This window comes from Methylocella silvestris BL2 (assembly GCF_000021745.1).
Classification (GTDB): Bacteria; Pseudomonadota; Alphaproteobacteria; order Rhizobiales; family Beijerinckiaceae; genus Methylocapsa; species Methylocapsa silvestris.
This window is the reverse complement of the sequence record NC_011666.1, coordinates 802,401-816,984: the sequence shown is the minus strand read 5'-3', so window position 1 is coordinate 816,984 and position 14,584 is coordinate 802,401. Positions and strand designations below refer to the sequence as shown.

The 14,584-nt window shown below is 63.7% G+C and carries 10 protein-coding genes and 2 tRNA genes; 7 read left to right on the top strand and 5 right to left on the bottom strand.

Annotation, left to right across the window (positions count from 1 at the left end):
• The first annotated feature begins 41 nt into the window (after positions 1–41).
• From gatB to MSIL_RS22155, 3 genes are all read left to right on the top strand, one after another.
• A complete protein-coding gene (gene gatB, locus MSIL_RS03800) occupies positions 42–1,529 on the top strand; it encodes an Asp-tRNA(Asn)/Glu-tRNA(Gln) amidotransferase subunit GatB (protein ID WP_012589778.1) in 1,488 nt (495 codons plus the stop codon).
• 702 nt (positions 1,530–2,231) lie between these two features.
• The gene (locus tag MSIL_RS03790) at positions 2,232–2,681 is read left to right on the top strand and encodes a histone H1-like repetitive region-containing protein (RefSeq protein ID WP_012589777.1); all 450 of its coding nucleotides are present in this window, start codon (positions 2,232–2,234) and stop codon (positions 2,679–2,681) included.
• Between the two features lie 202 nt (positions 2,682–2,883).
• The gene (locus tag MSIL_RS22155; RefSeq protein WP_280110213.1) at positions 2,884–3,012 is read left to right on the top strand and encodes a hypothetical protein; all 129 of its coding nucleotides are present in this window, start codon (positions 2,884–2,886) and stop codon (positions 3,010–3,012) included.
• A 66-nt stretch (positions 3,013–3,078) separates the two neighbouring features.
• Here the strand turns inward: MSIL_RS22155 and MSIL_RS03785 are convergent, their stop codons facing one another.
• Both MSIL_RS03785 and MSIL_RS03780 read right to left on the bottom strand, forming a co-directional pair.
• Positions 3,079–3,501 (bottom strand): hypothetical protein, encoded by a 423-nt coding sequence (locus MSIL_RS03785; protein ID WP_148213009.1) that lies wholly within the window; start codon positions 3,499–3,501, stop codon positions 3,079–3,081.
• 512 nt (positions 3,502–4,013) lie between these two features.
• Positions 4,014–4,107, bottom strand: a tRNA-Ser gene (locus MSIL_RS03780).
• Positions 4,108–4,525: 418 nt separating this feature from the next.
• Between MSIL_RS03780 and MSIL_RS03775 the strand changes: the two genes are divergently transcribed.
• Positions 4,526–6,211, top strand: a complete 1,686-nt coding sequence (locus MSIL_RS03775) for a porin (RefSeq protein ID WP_012589775.1) — start codon at positions 4,526–4,528, stop codon at positions 6,209–6,211.
• Positions 6,212–6,336: 125 nt separating this feature from the next.
• Here MSIL_RS03775 and MSIL_RS03770 read toward each other — a convergent pair whose 3' ends face one another.
• Positions 6,337–7,773 (bottom strand): FAD-binding oxidoreductase, encoded by a 1,437-nt coding sequence (locus MSIL_RS03770; RefSeq protein ID WP_012589774.1) that lies wholly within the window; start codon positions 7,771–7,773, stop codon positions 6,337–6,339.
• A 133-nt stretch (positions 7,774–7,906) separates the two neighbouring features.
• Here MSIL_RS03770 and MSIL_RS03765 point away from each other — a divergent pair.
• The 3 genes from MSIL_RS03765 (at position 7,907) to MSIL_RS03755 (ending at position 10,105) form a co-directional block, all read left to right on the top strand.
• Positions 7,907–7,984, top strand: a tRNA-Trp gene (locus MSIL_RS03765).
• Positions 7,985–8,288: 304 nt separating this feature from the next.
• On the top strand, positions 8,289–8,555 hold the full coding sequence (locus tag MSIL_RS21175; protein WP_012589773.1) for a hypothetical protein: 267 nt from the start codon (positions 8,289–8,291) through the stop codon (positions 8,553–8,555).
• Positions 8,556–8,743: 188 nt separating this feature from the next.
• Positions 8,744–10,105 (top strand): cytochrome P450, encoded by a 1,362-nt coding sequence (locus tag MSIL_RS03755; RefSeq protein ID WP_012589772.1) that lies wholly within the window; start codon positions 8,744–8,746, stop codon positions 10,103–10,105.
• 13 nt (positions 10,106–10,118) lie between these two features.
• Here MSIL_RS03755 and MSIL_RS03750 read toward each other — a convergent pair whose 3' ends face one another.
• Together MSIL_RS03750 and MSIL_RS03745 are read right to left on the bottom strand one after the other, a co-directional pair.
• The gene (locus MSIL_RS03750; RefSeq protein WP_012589771.1) at positions 10,119–10,901 is read right to left on the bottom strand and encodes a DsbA family protein; all 783 of its coding nucleotides are present in this window, start codon (positions 10,899–10,901) and stop codon (positions 10,119–10,121) included.
• Positions 10,902–11,141: 240 nt separating this feature from the next.
• Positions 11,142–14,384, bottom strand: coding sequence for an Rne/Rng family ribonuclease (locus tag MSIL_RS03745; protein WP_012589770.1), 3,243 nt, complete (start codon positions 14,382–14,384; stop codon positions 11,142–11,144).
• Between the last annotated feature and the right edge of the window lie 200 nt (positions 14,385–14,584).

The following is a 14,584-nucleotide window of genomic DNA, read 5'->3' as shown; positions in this document are numbered from 1 at the left end:
GCCGATTGAGACCATCCGGGCCACGGACAGAAAGCAACAGCATGACCACGCGGGCGAAACCTTCCAAACTCATCAAGGGCGCGACCGGCGATTTCGAAATCGTTATCGGCATGGAGATCCACGCCCAGGTGACTTCGCGCTCAAAACTGTTTTCCGGCGCCTCGACCGAATTCGGCGGCGAGCCCAACGCCCATGTTTCGCTGGTCGACGCGGCCATGCCGGGGATGCTGCCGGTCATCAATCAGGAATGCGTGGCGCAGGCCGTGCGCACCGGCTTGGGCCTTGAAGCGCAGATCAATCTGCGCTCGGTGTTCGACCGCAAGAACTACTTCTATCCCGACCTGCCGCAGGGCTATCAGATCTCGCAGTATAAGAGCCCGATCGTCGGCGAAGGAGTCGTCGCCGTCGACGTCTCGCCGACCGAACAGATCAAGGTCGGCATCGAGCGCCTGCATCTCGAACAGGACGCCGGCAAATCGCTCCATGACCAGTCCGCGACGGAGTCGCTCGTCGATCTCAATCGCTCCGGCGTCGCGCTGATGGAGATCGTGTCGAAGCCCGATATGCGCTCGTCCGATGAGGCGCGCGCCTATGTGACCAAGCTGCGCACCATCCTGCGTTATATCGGCTCCTGCGACGGCAACATGGAGCAGGGCTCCTTGCGCGCCGACGTCAACGTGTCCGTGCGCCGCCCGGGCGAGCCGCTCGGCACGCGCTGCGAGATCAAGAACGTCAATTCGATCCGCTTCATCGGTCAGGCGATCGAGGTCGAGGCCCGCCGGCAGATCGGCGTCATCGAGGATGGCGGCGTGGTGCAGCAGGAGACGCGTCTGTTCGACCCGGGTCGCGGCGAGACGCGTTCGATGCGCTCCAAGGAAGAAGCGCATGACTATCGTTATTTTCCCGATCCCGATCTGCTGCCGCTCGAATTCGATCAGGCCTATGTCGACGGGCTGAAGGCCGGATTGCCGGAGCTGCCGGACGCGAAGAAAGAGCGCTTCATCGCCGAATATGGTCTGCCGGCTTATGACGCCGGCGTGCTCGTCGCCGATAAGGAGACCGCCGATTATTATGAGGCGGCCGTTCGCCATGGCGGAGCGAAGCGCGATCCAAAACTCGTCGCCAATTGGCTGACCGGCGATGTTGCGGCCTATGCAAATTCGGTCGGCTTGTCGGTCGCGCAGACTCATATCAAGCCGGGCCAGATCGCCTCGCTCGTTGACCTCATCGCCGATGGAACCATATCGGGCAAGATCGCCAAGGACGTTCTTTCGATCCTCATCGCGGAAGAGAAAGACGCCGATCCAAAAGACATCGTTGAGGCGCGCGGGTTGCGGCAGGTGACCGACACAGGCGCAATCGCGGCTGCCGTCGACGCCATCATCAAAGCCAATCCCGACAAGGTCGCGCAGGCGCAGGCGAAGCCCTCGATGCTTGGCTGGTTCGTTGGCCAGGTGATGAAGCAGACCGGCGGCAAAGCCAATCCGCAGGCCGTCAATGACGAGCTGAAGGCGAAGCTCGGAATCTGAAAATTGCAACGCGAGGCGCCGCGGTTCGGCGCGCTTGCGTCGTCGGATTTGGCTGCAAGACTTGCGTGAAAAAGACCGAGGCTTCGACCACGGTTGCGAATCAATTGGCGCTGATTCGTCGGTTGGTCGACGCCACGCAAGCGTTACGCGCGACGTTGGCGCGAATTTTTTCTATATGCACGAATTTTTTTTTGACCGACGTGGAATGAAAATCGCCAAAGAAACGAAGGCTCCGCGTCGCGCCTGGGCGCGTCTCCGCGCGCCGTTCTTGGGCCTTCGAAAATCTTTCCCAGGGCTGTCGGCTGCAGCCCGATCTTGAGGCTGATTCGATCGCCCGTCGCAGGCAGATCGAATTGAAGACTTCTCGTTGAAAGCAATAGATCTCGGGAAAACAACGGGCTTTTAAAAACAGCGCGTCGTTGGAAGCCTTGCCGCGCGCATCTGTTTCGATCGCGCTGCGATCCGCGGCGCTTGCCTCGCGCGCTTACGCGAAGGGCGCCGGCGGATTAAATGATGATCGTTTCAAATTGCAATTTTGAGGCGGCGAAAGGAGATCGCGCCGCCGCCGCGGGACACGCCAGCGCGCCGTGGCGAGGCGGCGAACAGGCGACGGCTCTTGCGCGCATCATCAACAGCGCTACCCTATCAACGCCTCGAGTCGGCGCTGAACCGACTGACGACTTATCGGAGGGGAGTTCGAGCATGGTGAAGGCAACGACAAAGAAGACGCCAGCGAAAAAGACGCCGGCGAAAAAGACCGCGACGAAAGCCGCCGCGCCGAAAACAACTGCTGCAAAAAAGACCGCTGCGCCCAAGGCCGCCGCGCCGAAGACCGCCGCTAAAAAGACTGTGGCTGTAAAGGCCGCCGCGAAGAAAACCGCTGCGCCGAAAGCCGCCGCAACGAAAGCAGCCGTGAAGAAGGCGCCTGCCAAGAAAGCTGCGGCGAAAACCACAACGGTCAAGAAGGCGGCCGTCAAGACGGCTGCGGTGAAAACGACGACGCGCAAGGCTCCGGCCAAGACCGCGACGGTGAAGGCGCCGGCCGTCAAGAAAGCCGCTGTCAAAAAGGCTGCCGCGAAAAAGGTCGTGCGCAAAGCCGCTGCAAAGAAGTCCAAGGCGAGCGCCCCTGCGCCGACGCCGGAGTCGGCCTGACAACCACTGTCGCCAGGTTCCCAGTGGAGACAGCCAGTCGCACCGCCTTCCGCGCAATGATTGCGTCAAAGCGGCGTTGTCTGGCCGTCTCCATCGCTTGCCTCCCTGATCGCAGAGCGAACAGGTTTTGGTTTCCGCCGCTGAGCGGACTTACAGCGCGCGACGATTTTCGCGGCCGTACGACGCGAGCGCCATTGCGCGAATGACTTTTCAGGCGGTCGGCGCCGACAGCGTCGAACGGATGAAGGTCGCGGTCGAGGATCGCATGCGCATTTCGATCGGCTGCGACGAATTCAGGCGGGTCAACGTTGGCGCTTCGTCTGGAAATTGAATCCGTCGCTGGATCGCAGGGCGATTTCCACGACTCACAGCCACATCCCGGCCCGCATATTAGCGCTCATTGGCGCAAGCACTCTTCGGCGAAATCGCGCCAGACCTTGTCGCGCGCCCCGCCCTCCATTTTCATTTTCTGCCACTCCAGTCCGCAAGCGTGCATGCGTTCGCGGGGCGCCGGCGGCAATGGTCTGAATCCAAATGCGCTGTCGGCGCTCTGATTTGCGACGGGCGGCTCGGTTTGCGGCGGGGCGATCGGAGCGGCGGCCGGAGCGCCGCCGAGATCCGCCGGTCGTTGCGGCGGCAACGGAATGCTTACGCCGGGCCTGATCTTGGCGCCGCCCTCCTGAGCCGGCGCCGGATTAATCGCCACGTGGAAGAGGGCGGTTGCGATCAGCATCGTTGCGGCGCGGAGCTTCGCTGGCCCGGCTGGCAGTCGCGGGCTTGAGGCATTGGCGGGAAGGCGCGTGCGCAGTTGCCGGCTCATGCTTTCTTCGTTGGTGTGACGCAAGATTGCGCGCGGCGGGACCGACGGCGGCGCGACGCCGCAGAGGCGCATGGATCATGCGGGAAGACTATGCTGGCGATCAATGCGGCGGCGGTAATTTCTTCATCAGCTCCACGTCTTGTTAGCTCCACGTCTTCGTGAGAGGGCCCAGCGCCCTTGTGCGGGACGGCGCATCGCTGCGGACTGGATCGACGCCAAATATCGTTGGCTGGCGGTCAGAGCCGACGGATTCAAGCTTGAACTTGATAGAAATTCGAGCTGCCATCATCCGCGGGATGGGATATCGCTCCCGTTTGGCCGGACGGCGGCGGCGTCGCCTGCCACGCATTCGGCCCAAGGCACGAAAGCTCTGAGATCATTTGCGCCACAGAAGACGGTTTCGCGACGCTCGCGGCCGAGCGTCCTACGGGCCACCTCTCGGGCGCCAAAGGCTTGGACAGCCATTCTTGGCGAGATCGCCCTCAAGTTTCAGGGCCGGATAAGGAAAAAGTTGGCGGAGACGGAGGGATTCGAACCCTCGATAGGGCTTTACAACCCTATAACGGTTTAGCAAACCGCCGCCTTCAGCCTCTCGGCCACATCTCCGCGCCGCGCGGACCGCCTTGCGGCGGACGCCCGCTCGAGGTCGGACATATGCCCGACCCTTCAATGGAAGGCAAGACCCGCTGTTTATGACGTTTTGAAGCCGCTAGGGGCTCCAAAAAGTTGCCGCAAAGCAACACTCTCCCAGGTAACGCCTCGGCACCCGTGAAAGGTGTTTTCCGCCGGGCGGCTCGCCGCTAATGTCTGTCTGCGAGCGAGAGGGGGGCCAACCCGATCGTCGAATCGGACCGGAAATTGGCGGCAAGAGCCGAAAGGCGCACCAAAAGTTCGGTCCGAGAAAGAGCGGGATACCGCAAATGTGGAAGGTTTGGCGCAGTTTGTTTTGGAAAGCGGCGTCGCTGCGTCCAAGGCGCCGAGCGCCAGTGCGGTCCTGATCGGGTCTTTTATTCGGAGGTTTGAGATGAGAATGTTTAAGGGGCTGCTCCTGGGTTCCGCCGCCGCCCTGGTGAGCGTCGCCGGCGCCAAAGCCGCCGATCTGCCGACCAGACAAGCGGCTCCGATCGAATATGTCCGCATCTGCGACACCTATGGGTCGGGATTCTTCTATATTCCCGGCACCGACACCTGCCTCAAGGTCGGTGGGTTGGTCTTGGGCGAAATTCGCTCCTACGATGCGGGCTACAGCATCAGTCCACTCGGCGCCACCGGCACCGCTTCGGGCCTCGGCGTGCCGGGCTTGAGCGCCGCTTCGGCAGTCAACCCCTTTACAACTGCTCCCACGGCCGGGTCGACGATCCGTACGGGCGCCGGCGGCGCGACAGCATTTGGCTATGTGCCGAGCTCGACGCAATACGCCAACGCCCGCACACGTGATTCTTATGGCTGGGCCTCCCTCGGCCGCATCGAACTCGATGCCCGCACCGGAACGCCGTGGGGCACGCTCCGCTCCTTCATCCGTGTCGACTCCTTTGTCGGAACGGGCCAGGCGAACACCGGCAGCATCCAGACGAGCTCCAGCTTCACGACGGGCAACTATACCAACGTCGTCAATTCGGCCGTCCGCGAAACCACGATCGTAAGCAAGGCGTTTATCCAGTTCGCCGGTCTCACCGCGGGCCGCGCTCAGTCGATGTTCGACTTCTACGCCAACGCCTACAACTACCAGAACATCAGCGGCTCGAACGCCACCACCCAGCTCCTTGCTTATACTTATTCGTTCGGCGGCGGTTTCTCGTCGACGCTGTCGGTCGAAGACGTCTCGGCGCGCCAGGCGGGCGTCGGCAGCACGGTCACCGGCACGGTCTCGACCGGTCCTGGCCTTGGCGCCGGGGGCGCCGCCGTCGCGGGCTTCGGCGGCATCGCGGGAACCACCTTCACCGGCAATCCGGCGGGCATGCGCTTGCCCGATATCGTCGGCAATGTGCGCGTCGATCAGCCTTGGGGCGCAGCGCAGCTTTCCGCCGCCGGCCATCAGGTTCGCGCCAGCCTCTTCTCCAGCACAGCTGGCGCGGGCACTTACGGCTTCCCGGCCGCGACCGACAACGCTTATGGTTGGGCCATCCAGGGCGGCCTTCAGCTGAACGCCGATTATCTGTCGCCGGGCGACAAGCTCTGGCTGCAGGCGGCCTACGAAAAGGGCGCGGTCAGCTATATTTGGGGAAACAACCTTGCCTCGAGCTATGGCACGGTGAACGGGCTGCGCTTCCAGGGCTCTGGTTTCACGCCCTCCGACACGAGCGCGGGCTGGAACTCGAATATCTATGATTGCGTCTTCACCTTCAGCGGCGCTTGCGAGCAGCAGTCGGGTTGGTCGATCGTCGGCGCCTACAAGCATTACTGGCTGCCGTCCCTCGCCTCCGCCGTCTACGGTTCCTATACGCAGATCAACTACTCCAACAATGCACTTGCCGGCTTTGGCGGCGCGGTCGGCGTCGCCAACCTGAAGGGAACCCGCGTCGGCACGAACCTGGTGTGGACCCCCGTCAAGGGCTTCGATATCGGCGCCGAGTTCATGTACGTCAACTCGACGCAGTCGCGTCCGGTTGGCCTTGCGACCGACGCCGTCCTGACTTCGGTCGGTCTGCCGGCCTACCGTGGCAGCACCAACGAATATGAAGGCCGCCTCCGCGTGCAGCGCGCCTTCTGATCGCCTGGCGATTACATAAGTTGATTGAAAGAAAGGCCCGGCTCTCCAGCCGGGCCTTTTGCTTTTTCGATTAAACGCCTGCTTGCCGAGGCCGCACAAATGCGCCGACGACCGGGGCAAGCGGGTCAGAGCAACTTGCCCGGATTGAGAATTCCGTTCGGATCCAGCGTCGCTTTCAGGGCGCGCATCAGGTCAAGCGCGACGGGGTCCTTTACGCTGGGCAAGAGGTCGCGCTTCAACTGGCCGATTCCATGCTCTGCAGAGATCGAGCCGCCATAGCGCGCCACGACGCCATGCACGATGGTGTTGATCTCATCCCAGCGCGCAAGGAACGCTGCTTTATCGGCGCCGACCGGCTGGGAGACGTTGCAATGGATGTTGCCGTCGCCAAGATGACCGAAGGCGACGAGCCGCGCGCCCGGCGCGGCGGCGGCGAGCGCCGCTTCGACCTCGGTGAGAAATCTTGCGATATCGGCGACCGGCACGCTGACGTCATGCTTGATCGAGCCGCCCTCATGGCGCTGAGCGTCGGACAGCTCGTCACGCAGACGCCAGAACGCTTTGCGCTGGTCAAGCGACGCCGCAACAGCTGCGTCACGGATCAGGGCGCGGTCGGCGGCGTTTTCCAGCAGCTGGAGGAGGCGTTCGTCGAGCCCGTCGGCGCTTTGCGAGCTCAGTTCCAGCAGCGCATACCAGGGCGCGGCTTGGGCCAGAGGATCACGCGCGCCCTCACAATGGGCGAGCACGAATTCGAGACCGATGCGCGGCGCGAGCTCGAAAGCGGTAATCTCGCCGCCGCATCTTTCTCGGGCGAGATCGAGCAGCGCCAGAGCCGCGGCGGGCGAGGGCAGGGCGATGAAGGCCGTTGCGACCGCCGCGGGCCTTGGAAACAGTTTTAGGACTGCTGCCGTTATAATCCCGAGCGTGCCCTCGGAGCCGACGAAGAGATCTTTCAGATCATAGCCGGTGTTGTCTTTCTTGAGCTTCGAGAGGCCGCGATAGATGCGTCCGTCCGCGAGCACAGCCTCGATGCCAAGCGTCAGATCGCGCGCATTGCCATAGGCGATGACGCTCGTTCCGCCACCGTTGGAGGCGAGATTGCCGCCGATGGTGCAGGAGCCTTCGGAGGCGAGCGACAGCGGGAACAGTCGGCCTGCGCGCTCGGCCTCGGCCTGTGCGGTGGCAAGCACCATTCCCGCTTCAACGGTCATCGTGTTCGAGGCGAGATCGATCTCGCGCAGGGCGCGCATGCGCTGCAGCGAGATCACTATCGCCCTGCCGGTCTCGTCGGGGGTCTGGCCGCCGACGAGGCCGGTATTGCCGCCTTGCGGCACGACTGGCGTGTAAGTCTCGTTGCATAACCTGAGGATCGCAGCGACCTCTTGCGTCGAGCCGGGACGCAAGACGCAAAGCGCGCGGCCCTGATAGAGGTCGCGCGGCTCGACGAGATAGGGCGCCATGTCGGCGGCGCTCGCCAGAACGTGGGAGGCGCCGATCATCGCCTCGAATCGATCGAGGAGCGCGGGCCCTGGCGCTCGTTCATCGGGAAAAAATCCGATCATGCGTTCAGCCTTTTGGATCAAGCAGCGCGCTTGATCGCGCTTAGTGGCCGGCGTGGCCAAAACGGTTCTTCGCTTTGCCCGATGCAAAAGCTTGATTTTGGCAGAGGCTTCAAGCTAGGAATGCGGCCTGCGTAGGAGTGTAGCTCAATTTGGTTAGAGCACCGGTCTCCAAAACCGGGGGTTGGGGGTTCGAGTCCCTCCTCTCCTGCCAGCTAAATTAGAGATTTCCATCTGACTTTCTGGCGCTTGAGCGGCTTTCCCTGTCTTTAACCAAACAGTAAGCTGATTCTCGGCCGACCGTCGGCGCGATGATATTCGCCCTCGTGTTTGACGCTGCGCGCGTCCGCGGATGGGAAGATCATCGCCTGCATAATGATCAGCAAGATCTTCGCGCGTTCCGGCAACTGCTCGGCTTCAACGCCCGCTGCTGACGGATTTCCGCGGCGCCGCCAACTCGCGCCTTGAGAGGCGCGCCGCGGCCGGACAGAATGGCGAGCTGCGAAAGGCTAATAGCGATGAGCGCCAACGATGCTTCCAGGAAGCCGAAGCCGGTCGGCGTCGGGATTGAGAAGCTGAATCCTTCGGGCTTGCCGTCCGCAAGCGCCGCGGCCCATCCCGAGGAGATGACAGCCAGCGTCGATCTCCGAATTGGCAGAAGCGTTTCCTTGCAGGCGACGGCTCGTACGACGCCGGCGGGGCTCGTGGCGGTTGGCTTTATGACTGCAACAATCGTCTTGGCAATCGCCGTTCTTTTCAAGGTAAGGCGGCGGGGATCGACCTAGGATTTAAGGGCCCGGCGCATGGCGCGCCGCCTGCTTGTCCTCAAGGCGGCAATGTTGGTCACAGACCGCGATGCTACCGGCGGCGGCCGACCTTCGCGCGGGGCGTTCAGGCAGAAAATGGCAGGCGATAAAGGAGCACGAATGTCGCGTAAGAAAACGCTGTCGAAATCGTCACGGGAACGCCCCCAATGACGGGCGCAGACAAAGAGATCTTTTGGTTTAAGACCGCCACGCGCCGAGGTCCGCGCGGTTGGCCGCTGCTCGGAATTCTTCCCCATTTACGGCGCGACGTGCTGAAAACCGTGCGCGAGGCATGCGCTTATGGCGATCTCGTCGAGCTCAAAAGCCCGTTGTTTTCGCTTCTGCTCTTGAACAGCGCCGATCATGTTGCGCGGGTGCTCCAGACCAACAGCGCCAATTACGGAAGAACGCGATTTCACGCCATGTTGAAGCCCGTGCTTGGCAATGGGCTTCTCACCTCCGAGGGCGACCTCTGGCGCGCGCAGCGCCGCATCATTCAGCCGGCTTTTCTCTTTGCCCGGCTTCCGGCTTACGCCGTCTTCGAGGCTAAGGCGCTCGCCCGGCTCTGCCAGCGATGGGAACAGGCCGCCCGGTCGCAGGAGCCGGTGGATGTCGCGGCGGAGATGAGCGCTTTGTCGGTCGAAGTCATCGTCGGCGCCCTGTTTGGAGATTCGGCGCCCGGCGCAGCGCTGAACGTCCGGCGCGACATCAATCTGCTGCAGGACTATATCACCGGCCGCTTCTGGAGCGTCGTTCCCGCAAAACTAGCCGAGCTTCTTCCCACCGCCGGCAATCTCGCCTATCAGGGCGCCCGTCAGCGTCTCGACCGGCTGATCTATTCCCTGATCGAGGCGCATCGGCAAACTCCCGTGCCGGGCGCGATTTTGTCGTTGATGCTCGACTATCGCGATCCCGAAACCGGCGCGGGAATGGGCGAGCGGCAGATCCGCGACGAGGTGATGACGCTCTTCCTCGCCGGCCACGAGACGACCGCCACCGCCTTGACCTGGCTGTGGCTCCTGCTCGCGGAAAACCCGGAAAGCCGGGCGCGGGTCGAAGGGGAAGCCGACGCCGCTCAGGGGCTCGCCGGCAATCTTCCGGAGCAGAACTTTATCAAGCGCGCGGCGCAGGAAGCGCTGCGGCTCTACCCGCCGATCTGGAGCTTTAGCCGCCATGCCTTGGGGGACGATATGCTGGGCGAGCATTTCGTCGGCAAGGATTCAAACCTCATGGTTTGCCCCTACACGCTGCATCGCCATCCAGACTATTGGACCGATCCGGAGCGTTTCGATCCCGATCGCTTTCTGCCAGCGCGGGCCGAGCGGCGGCCTCGTTTCGCCTATGTGCCCTTTGGCGGCGGCCCGCGCATTTGCGTTGGCGGGCTTTTCGCGCTGGCGGAGCTTGTGAATACGACGACGACAATCGCCGCCCGCTTCAGGCTCGAGCCAATTTCGGCCGACGTCCAACCCGAGGCGCTGGTGACGCTGCGGCCAAAAGGCGGACTGCTGATGAAGATCAGCGAGCGCTGATCTGCGTCTCGACTTAGGAGCAGACGGCCTTGCCGCATTTGCGGACGGCGGCGATCTTGCTTTGCAGATCCGGGTAGCCGACGGCGCCGACGACGACCTCATCGCCGATCACATAGCTTGGCGTTCCGGTGATGTTGAGTTTCTTTGCGAGTTCGATCGATTGTTCGATCGATGCCGTGACCTCGGGGCTGGCGGCGTCTCTGGCCAGCTTGTCGAGGTCGGCGCCGGCGTCCTTGGCGGCGCCGATAGCCTCGCCCTTGCCGACGGTCGCGCGCGTCGCCAGCAGCTTTTGGTGGAACTCCCAGAATTTCGGGCCCTTAAGCTGGATCGAGGCGGCGTTGGCGACCTTGGCCGCGTCGACGGATTCCTGGCGCAGGATCGGCAGGTCGCGCAGAACCACGCGCAGATCCGGATTATCCTTCATCAGCCGGGCGAGATCGCCGAGCGCGCGTTTGCAGTAACCGCAATTGTAATCGAAAAATTCGACCAGCGTGATGGCGCCTTGCGGATTGCCGATGACGGCCTGACTCGCGTCATTGTGGAGCGGGTTGTCCTTATCGGCGAGCACTTGCTCGCGAGCCTTGCTCTCTTCGAGCTTTTCCTTTGCTTCGAGCGCGGCTGCGACGTCGCGCAGAATTTCCGGATTGTTCACAAGATAGGATTTTATGATCGATTCGATTTCCGCCTTCTGCGGCGCCGAAAACTCATCCGCACGCAACGGCGACAGCGAGACCGCGGCCAGGCCGATGAGGATGACCGCGGCGCGGCCGAAAAGCGCGAGGCTTCGCTGAAACATGCAGGCGGCTCCTGAAGCGCGACGGGCCCTTACCCTGAACCAGTCGCGAGATGACCAATGTCGAATTGCGGCGGACGCCGCGCAGTTTTCAGTCTCAGCGAGGAGAGCGGCCCAAGGATGGCGCCGCTCCGGAAAGGCTGGAGCATCGGACGTTCAAGCCCGGAATGTTCGATGCTCCAGATCTCCTACTTGAATTCGCCAATTCGCGCCATGCCGTATGCGCTTGCGCGCGTCGCCGCCTTATCGGCCAAGCGTGGCTTTGGCGCGCTGCCACCAGCCGGATCGCTTCGGCCGATCCGACTCCGGCGGGTTGGACTCGGTCCCCGGCGCCGGCTCGTCAGAGCCGACGATGGAGGAGGCTGTCGAAGCCTCCGTCTCTGAGGCGGCCGTCGCCGGCTCGAAGGCGGAAGGCGCCGGCGGCTCTACGGCGGTCGCGGCTGGCGGAGCCGACTCGAACGGCAAGGTTGGCTCGGACAGGGGGGCGGGCGCTGCGGCGGCTTCCTGAAGATCAAGCGTCGCCGCTTCCGCCTCGCTCGCGGGGGCGGGCAATTCGGAGGCGGCGCGGCGCGGCGCGCGGGGGCGCGGGGTTCTCCGCGAGCGCCTTGCCGGCTGCGCGGCCTCGGCGTCGTCTTCCTCGCCTTCGACGCCGCTGGGAGCGGCGCCTGTCGAGGCAAGGTCCGTCACAGGCTCGGCGCTCTCGGCCTCTTCCGGCGCGGCCTCGCGCGAACGGGCGCGGCGCGGCCGGCGCGCAGGCTTGGCGGGAGCCGCTTCGCGCTCAAAAGACGTCTCGACGACCTCGCCGGATTCGTCCGCCGCCAACTCGGGCGCCGTCTCCGCATTCACTTCGGAGGGCTGATAGTCGGCGTTTTCGAAAGCCTCGGCTATGACGTCGACGCTGGGTATGGCGCCCGGCAGGCCGCCATATTGGGCGATGACCCCAAGCGCATCGTCCGACGGCTGCGGCGCATTGGCCGCAATGCCGGAGCCTTCACGATCGCCGCCGCGTCCGCGCCGGCGCCGGCGCCGGCGCTTCCGCCTGTTCTCGGCGTCGCCTTCGCTCTCGCCCTCTCCGCGGGCATTGGCGTCGCCCGGCTCCTGATCCTCGTCGCCATCCTCAGCAGCGCCTTCCGGCGCCTCATCCTCCGGCGCAAAACCGGGCGCCGCGTCTTCAACGAAGTCGCGCGCCGCGATCTGCGCGGGCTCGGGCGCCGCAAGTTCGATCGGCTCATGTCCGCCGGAGGCGGGCTCGCCGCGCTCCATGGCGTGATAGACGGAGCCGATCAGGCTGTCGTCCACCTCGATGCTGACGGCGACGCCAAAGCGGCGCTCGAGATCGCGCAGATGCGCGCGCTTTTCGTTGAGAATATACAATGCGACCGCCGACCGCGTCCGGATGATCAGATCGTGGCTGGCGCTTTTGAGCAGCGCGTCCTCTGCGACGCGAAGCACATGAAGCGCGATCGAGGCGGTCGAGCGCAGGATGCCCGAGCCGGAACAATGCGGGCAGAGTTCGGTCGAGCCTTCGAGCACGCCGGTGCGAATGCGCTGGCGCGACATTTCGAGCAGGCCGAAATGCGAGATGCGGCCGACCTGGATGCGCGCGCGATCGTTTTTCAGCGCGTCCTTCAACCGGCGCTCGACGGCGCGGTTGTTGCGGCCTTCCTCCATGTCGATGAAATCGACGACGATCAGCCCGGCGAGATCGCGCAGGCGAAGCTGCCGCGCCACCTCATCGGCCGCCTCGAGGTTGGTGCGAAGAGCGGTGTCCTCGATATTGTGCTCGCGGGTCGAACGCCCCGAATTGACGTCGATTGCAACCAGCGCCTCGGTCTGGTTGATGACGATATAGCCGCCCGACTTCAACGTGACCTGATTGAGGAACATGGCGTCGAGCTGCGTCTCGACGTCCGATTTCGAGAAGATCGGCTGCGCGTCGCGATAGGGCTGAACGCTATTTACATGGCTCGGCATCAAGAGGCGCATGAAATCGCGCGCCTCGCGATAGCCCTTGTCGCCGGCGACGACGATATCGTCGATGTCCTTATTGAAGAGATCGCGGATGGCGCGCTTGATCAGTGAACCTTCCTCATAGACGAGGGTCGGGGCCGAGGATTTCAGCGTCGTCTCGCGCACGGTCTCCCACATGCGCAGGAGATATTCAAAGTCGCGCTTGACCTCGGGCTTGGTGCGGCTGGCGCCGGCCGTGCGCAGGATGACGCCCATGCCTTCCGGCACTTCGAGCTCCTGGGCGATGGATTTCAGCCGCTGCCGGTCCGTCGAATCGGTGATTTTGCGGGAGATGCCGCCGCCGCGCGCAGTGTTGGGCATCAGCACGGAATAGCGGCCGGCGAGCGAGAGATAGGTGGTCAGCGCCGCGCCCTTATTGCCGCGCTCTTCCTTGACGACCTGCACCAGAAGCACCTGACGGCGCTTGATGACTTCCTGGATCTTATATTGCCTGCGATAGCGCTGCGGCCGGACCGGAACCTCCTCCATGGCGTCGCCGCCGAGTTGTTCGACATGCTCGTCCTCTTCCTCGGACTCCTCGTCGGATTCGGACGAACGGCGCGCCTCGACGACGGAGCCTTGGCCGGACGGAGCCTCGTCGGGCTCGTCGAGAGACACGCTGGCCGCTTCTGCATAAGGCGCCGCCGCGCCCGTCTCAAAAAGCGGAGCCGGCTGCTCTTCATAGGCGCCTGACTCATGGGAGTCGGCCGCAACGCTCGCAGCCTGATCGGCGTCCTGTTGCGCGTCCTCGCCAGCTGGCGAAAACGCTTCCTCGGTCGACCGGACGGCGTCGGGCGCGGCGGTGAAGGCGGCCGCTGGCGGCGCATCTTCGAAATCCCGCTCGACATCGTCTGAGACGGCTTCAAAAGACATGAAATCGTCGCCAGGCGCCTCTTCGGCGCGGCGATCCTGCGCCTCCGCCTCGAAACGCTCTCCGGCATGTTCCTCGCCACGCGCTTCGTTGCGGTTTGGGCTTCCGGCGTCGTCCTGGGCCGCGTCGAACTGCTGCGTCTCCTCGGACGAGGCCTCATAGGGTTCGGACAGCGTCTCGGCGTCGCCGGAACGCTTTTCGGCGCGCTTGCCGTTACGATCGCCATTGCCGCTGCGATCGCCGCCGTTACGGTCGCCGCGACGATGCCGGCGGCTGCGCCGCGGGCTGGACTCTTCGTCATCGGCCTCGCGTTGCTGCGCGCGCGCCTCTTCCTCGATCAGCGCCTGCCGGTCGACGACGGGGATCTGATAATAATCCGGGTGGATTTCCGAAAAGGCGAGGAAACCGTGGCGGTTGCCGCCGTAATCGACGAAGGCGGCCTGAAGCGAAGGCTCGACCCTCGTAACCTTGGCAAGATAGATATTTCCGCGAAGCTGCTTCTTGCTTGCGGATTCGAAGTCAAATTCCTCGACGCGGTTGCCGCGGAGAACGACGACGCGGGTCTCCTCCGGGTGGGAGGCGTCGATGAGCATTTTGTTGGCCATGGGGGACTCGTTCGGGCGCAACGCGCGCGCGCCCACGGCCCACGGTCTCAATCTTCAAGGAAGACGCCGGGGATTTGTGTGGACGGCGCGCGGGCGCCTCAGATAGGGGATGGATGGGAGGGTGCGGAAGGGAACACAGCGGCCTCTGCGCCGCCGAAGGATTTAAAAGCTTTGACCGGCAGGGACCTGAAGATCGAAGA

What these genes read in the sequence shown, in the direction of transcription:
- MSIL_RS03775 (WP_012589775.1), top strand. Translation starts at nt 4,526, where the DNA reads ATGAGAATGTTTAAGGGGCTGCTCCTGGGTTCCGCCGCCGCCCTGGTG.
- MSIL_RS03745 (WP_012589770.1), bottom strand. Translation starts at nt 14,384, where the DNA reads ATGGCCAACAAAATGCTCATCGACGCCTCCCACCCGGAGGAGACCCGC.
- MSIL_RS03755 (WP_012589772.1), top strand. Translation starts at nt 8,744, where the DNA reads ATGACGGGCGCAGACAAAGAGATCTTTTGGTTTAAGACCGCCACGCGC.
- MSIL_RS22155 (WP_280110213.1), top strand. Translation starts at nt 2,884, where the DNA reads ATGACTTTTCAGGCGGTCGGCGCCGACAGCGTCGAACGGATGAAGGTC.
- MSIL_RS03785 (WP_148213009.1), bottom strand. Translation starts at nt 3,501, where the DNA reads ATGAGCCGGCAACTGCGCACGCGCCTTCCCGCCAATGCCTCAAGCCCG.
- MSIL_RS03750 (WP_012589771.1), bottom strand. Translation starts at nt 10,901, where the DNA reads ATGTTTCAGCGAAGCCTCGCGCTTTTCGGCCGCGCCGCGGTCATCCTC.
- MSIL_RS03770 (WP_012589774.1), bottom strand. Translation starts at nt 7,773, where the DNA reads ATGATCGGATTTTTTCCCGATGAACGAGCGCCAGGGCCCGCGCTCCTC.
- MSIL_RS03790 (WP_012589777.1), top strand. Translation starts at nt 2,232, where the DNA reads ATGGTGAAGGCAACGACAAAGAAGACGCCAGCGAAAAAGACGCCGGCG.
- MSIL_RS21175 (WP_012589773.1), top strand. Translation starts at nt 8,289, where the DNA reads ATGAGCGCCAACGATGCTTCCAGGAAGCCGAAGCCGGTCGGCGTCGGG.
- gatB (WP_012589778.1), top strand. Translation starts at nt 42, where the DNA reads ATGACCACGCGGGCGAAACCTTCCAAACTCATCAAGGGCGCGACCGGC.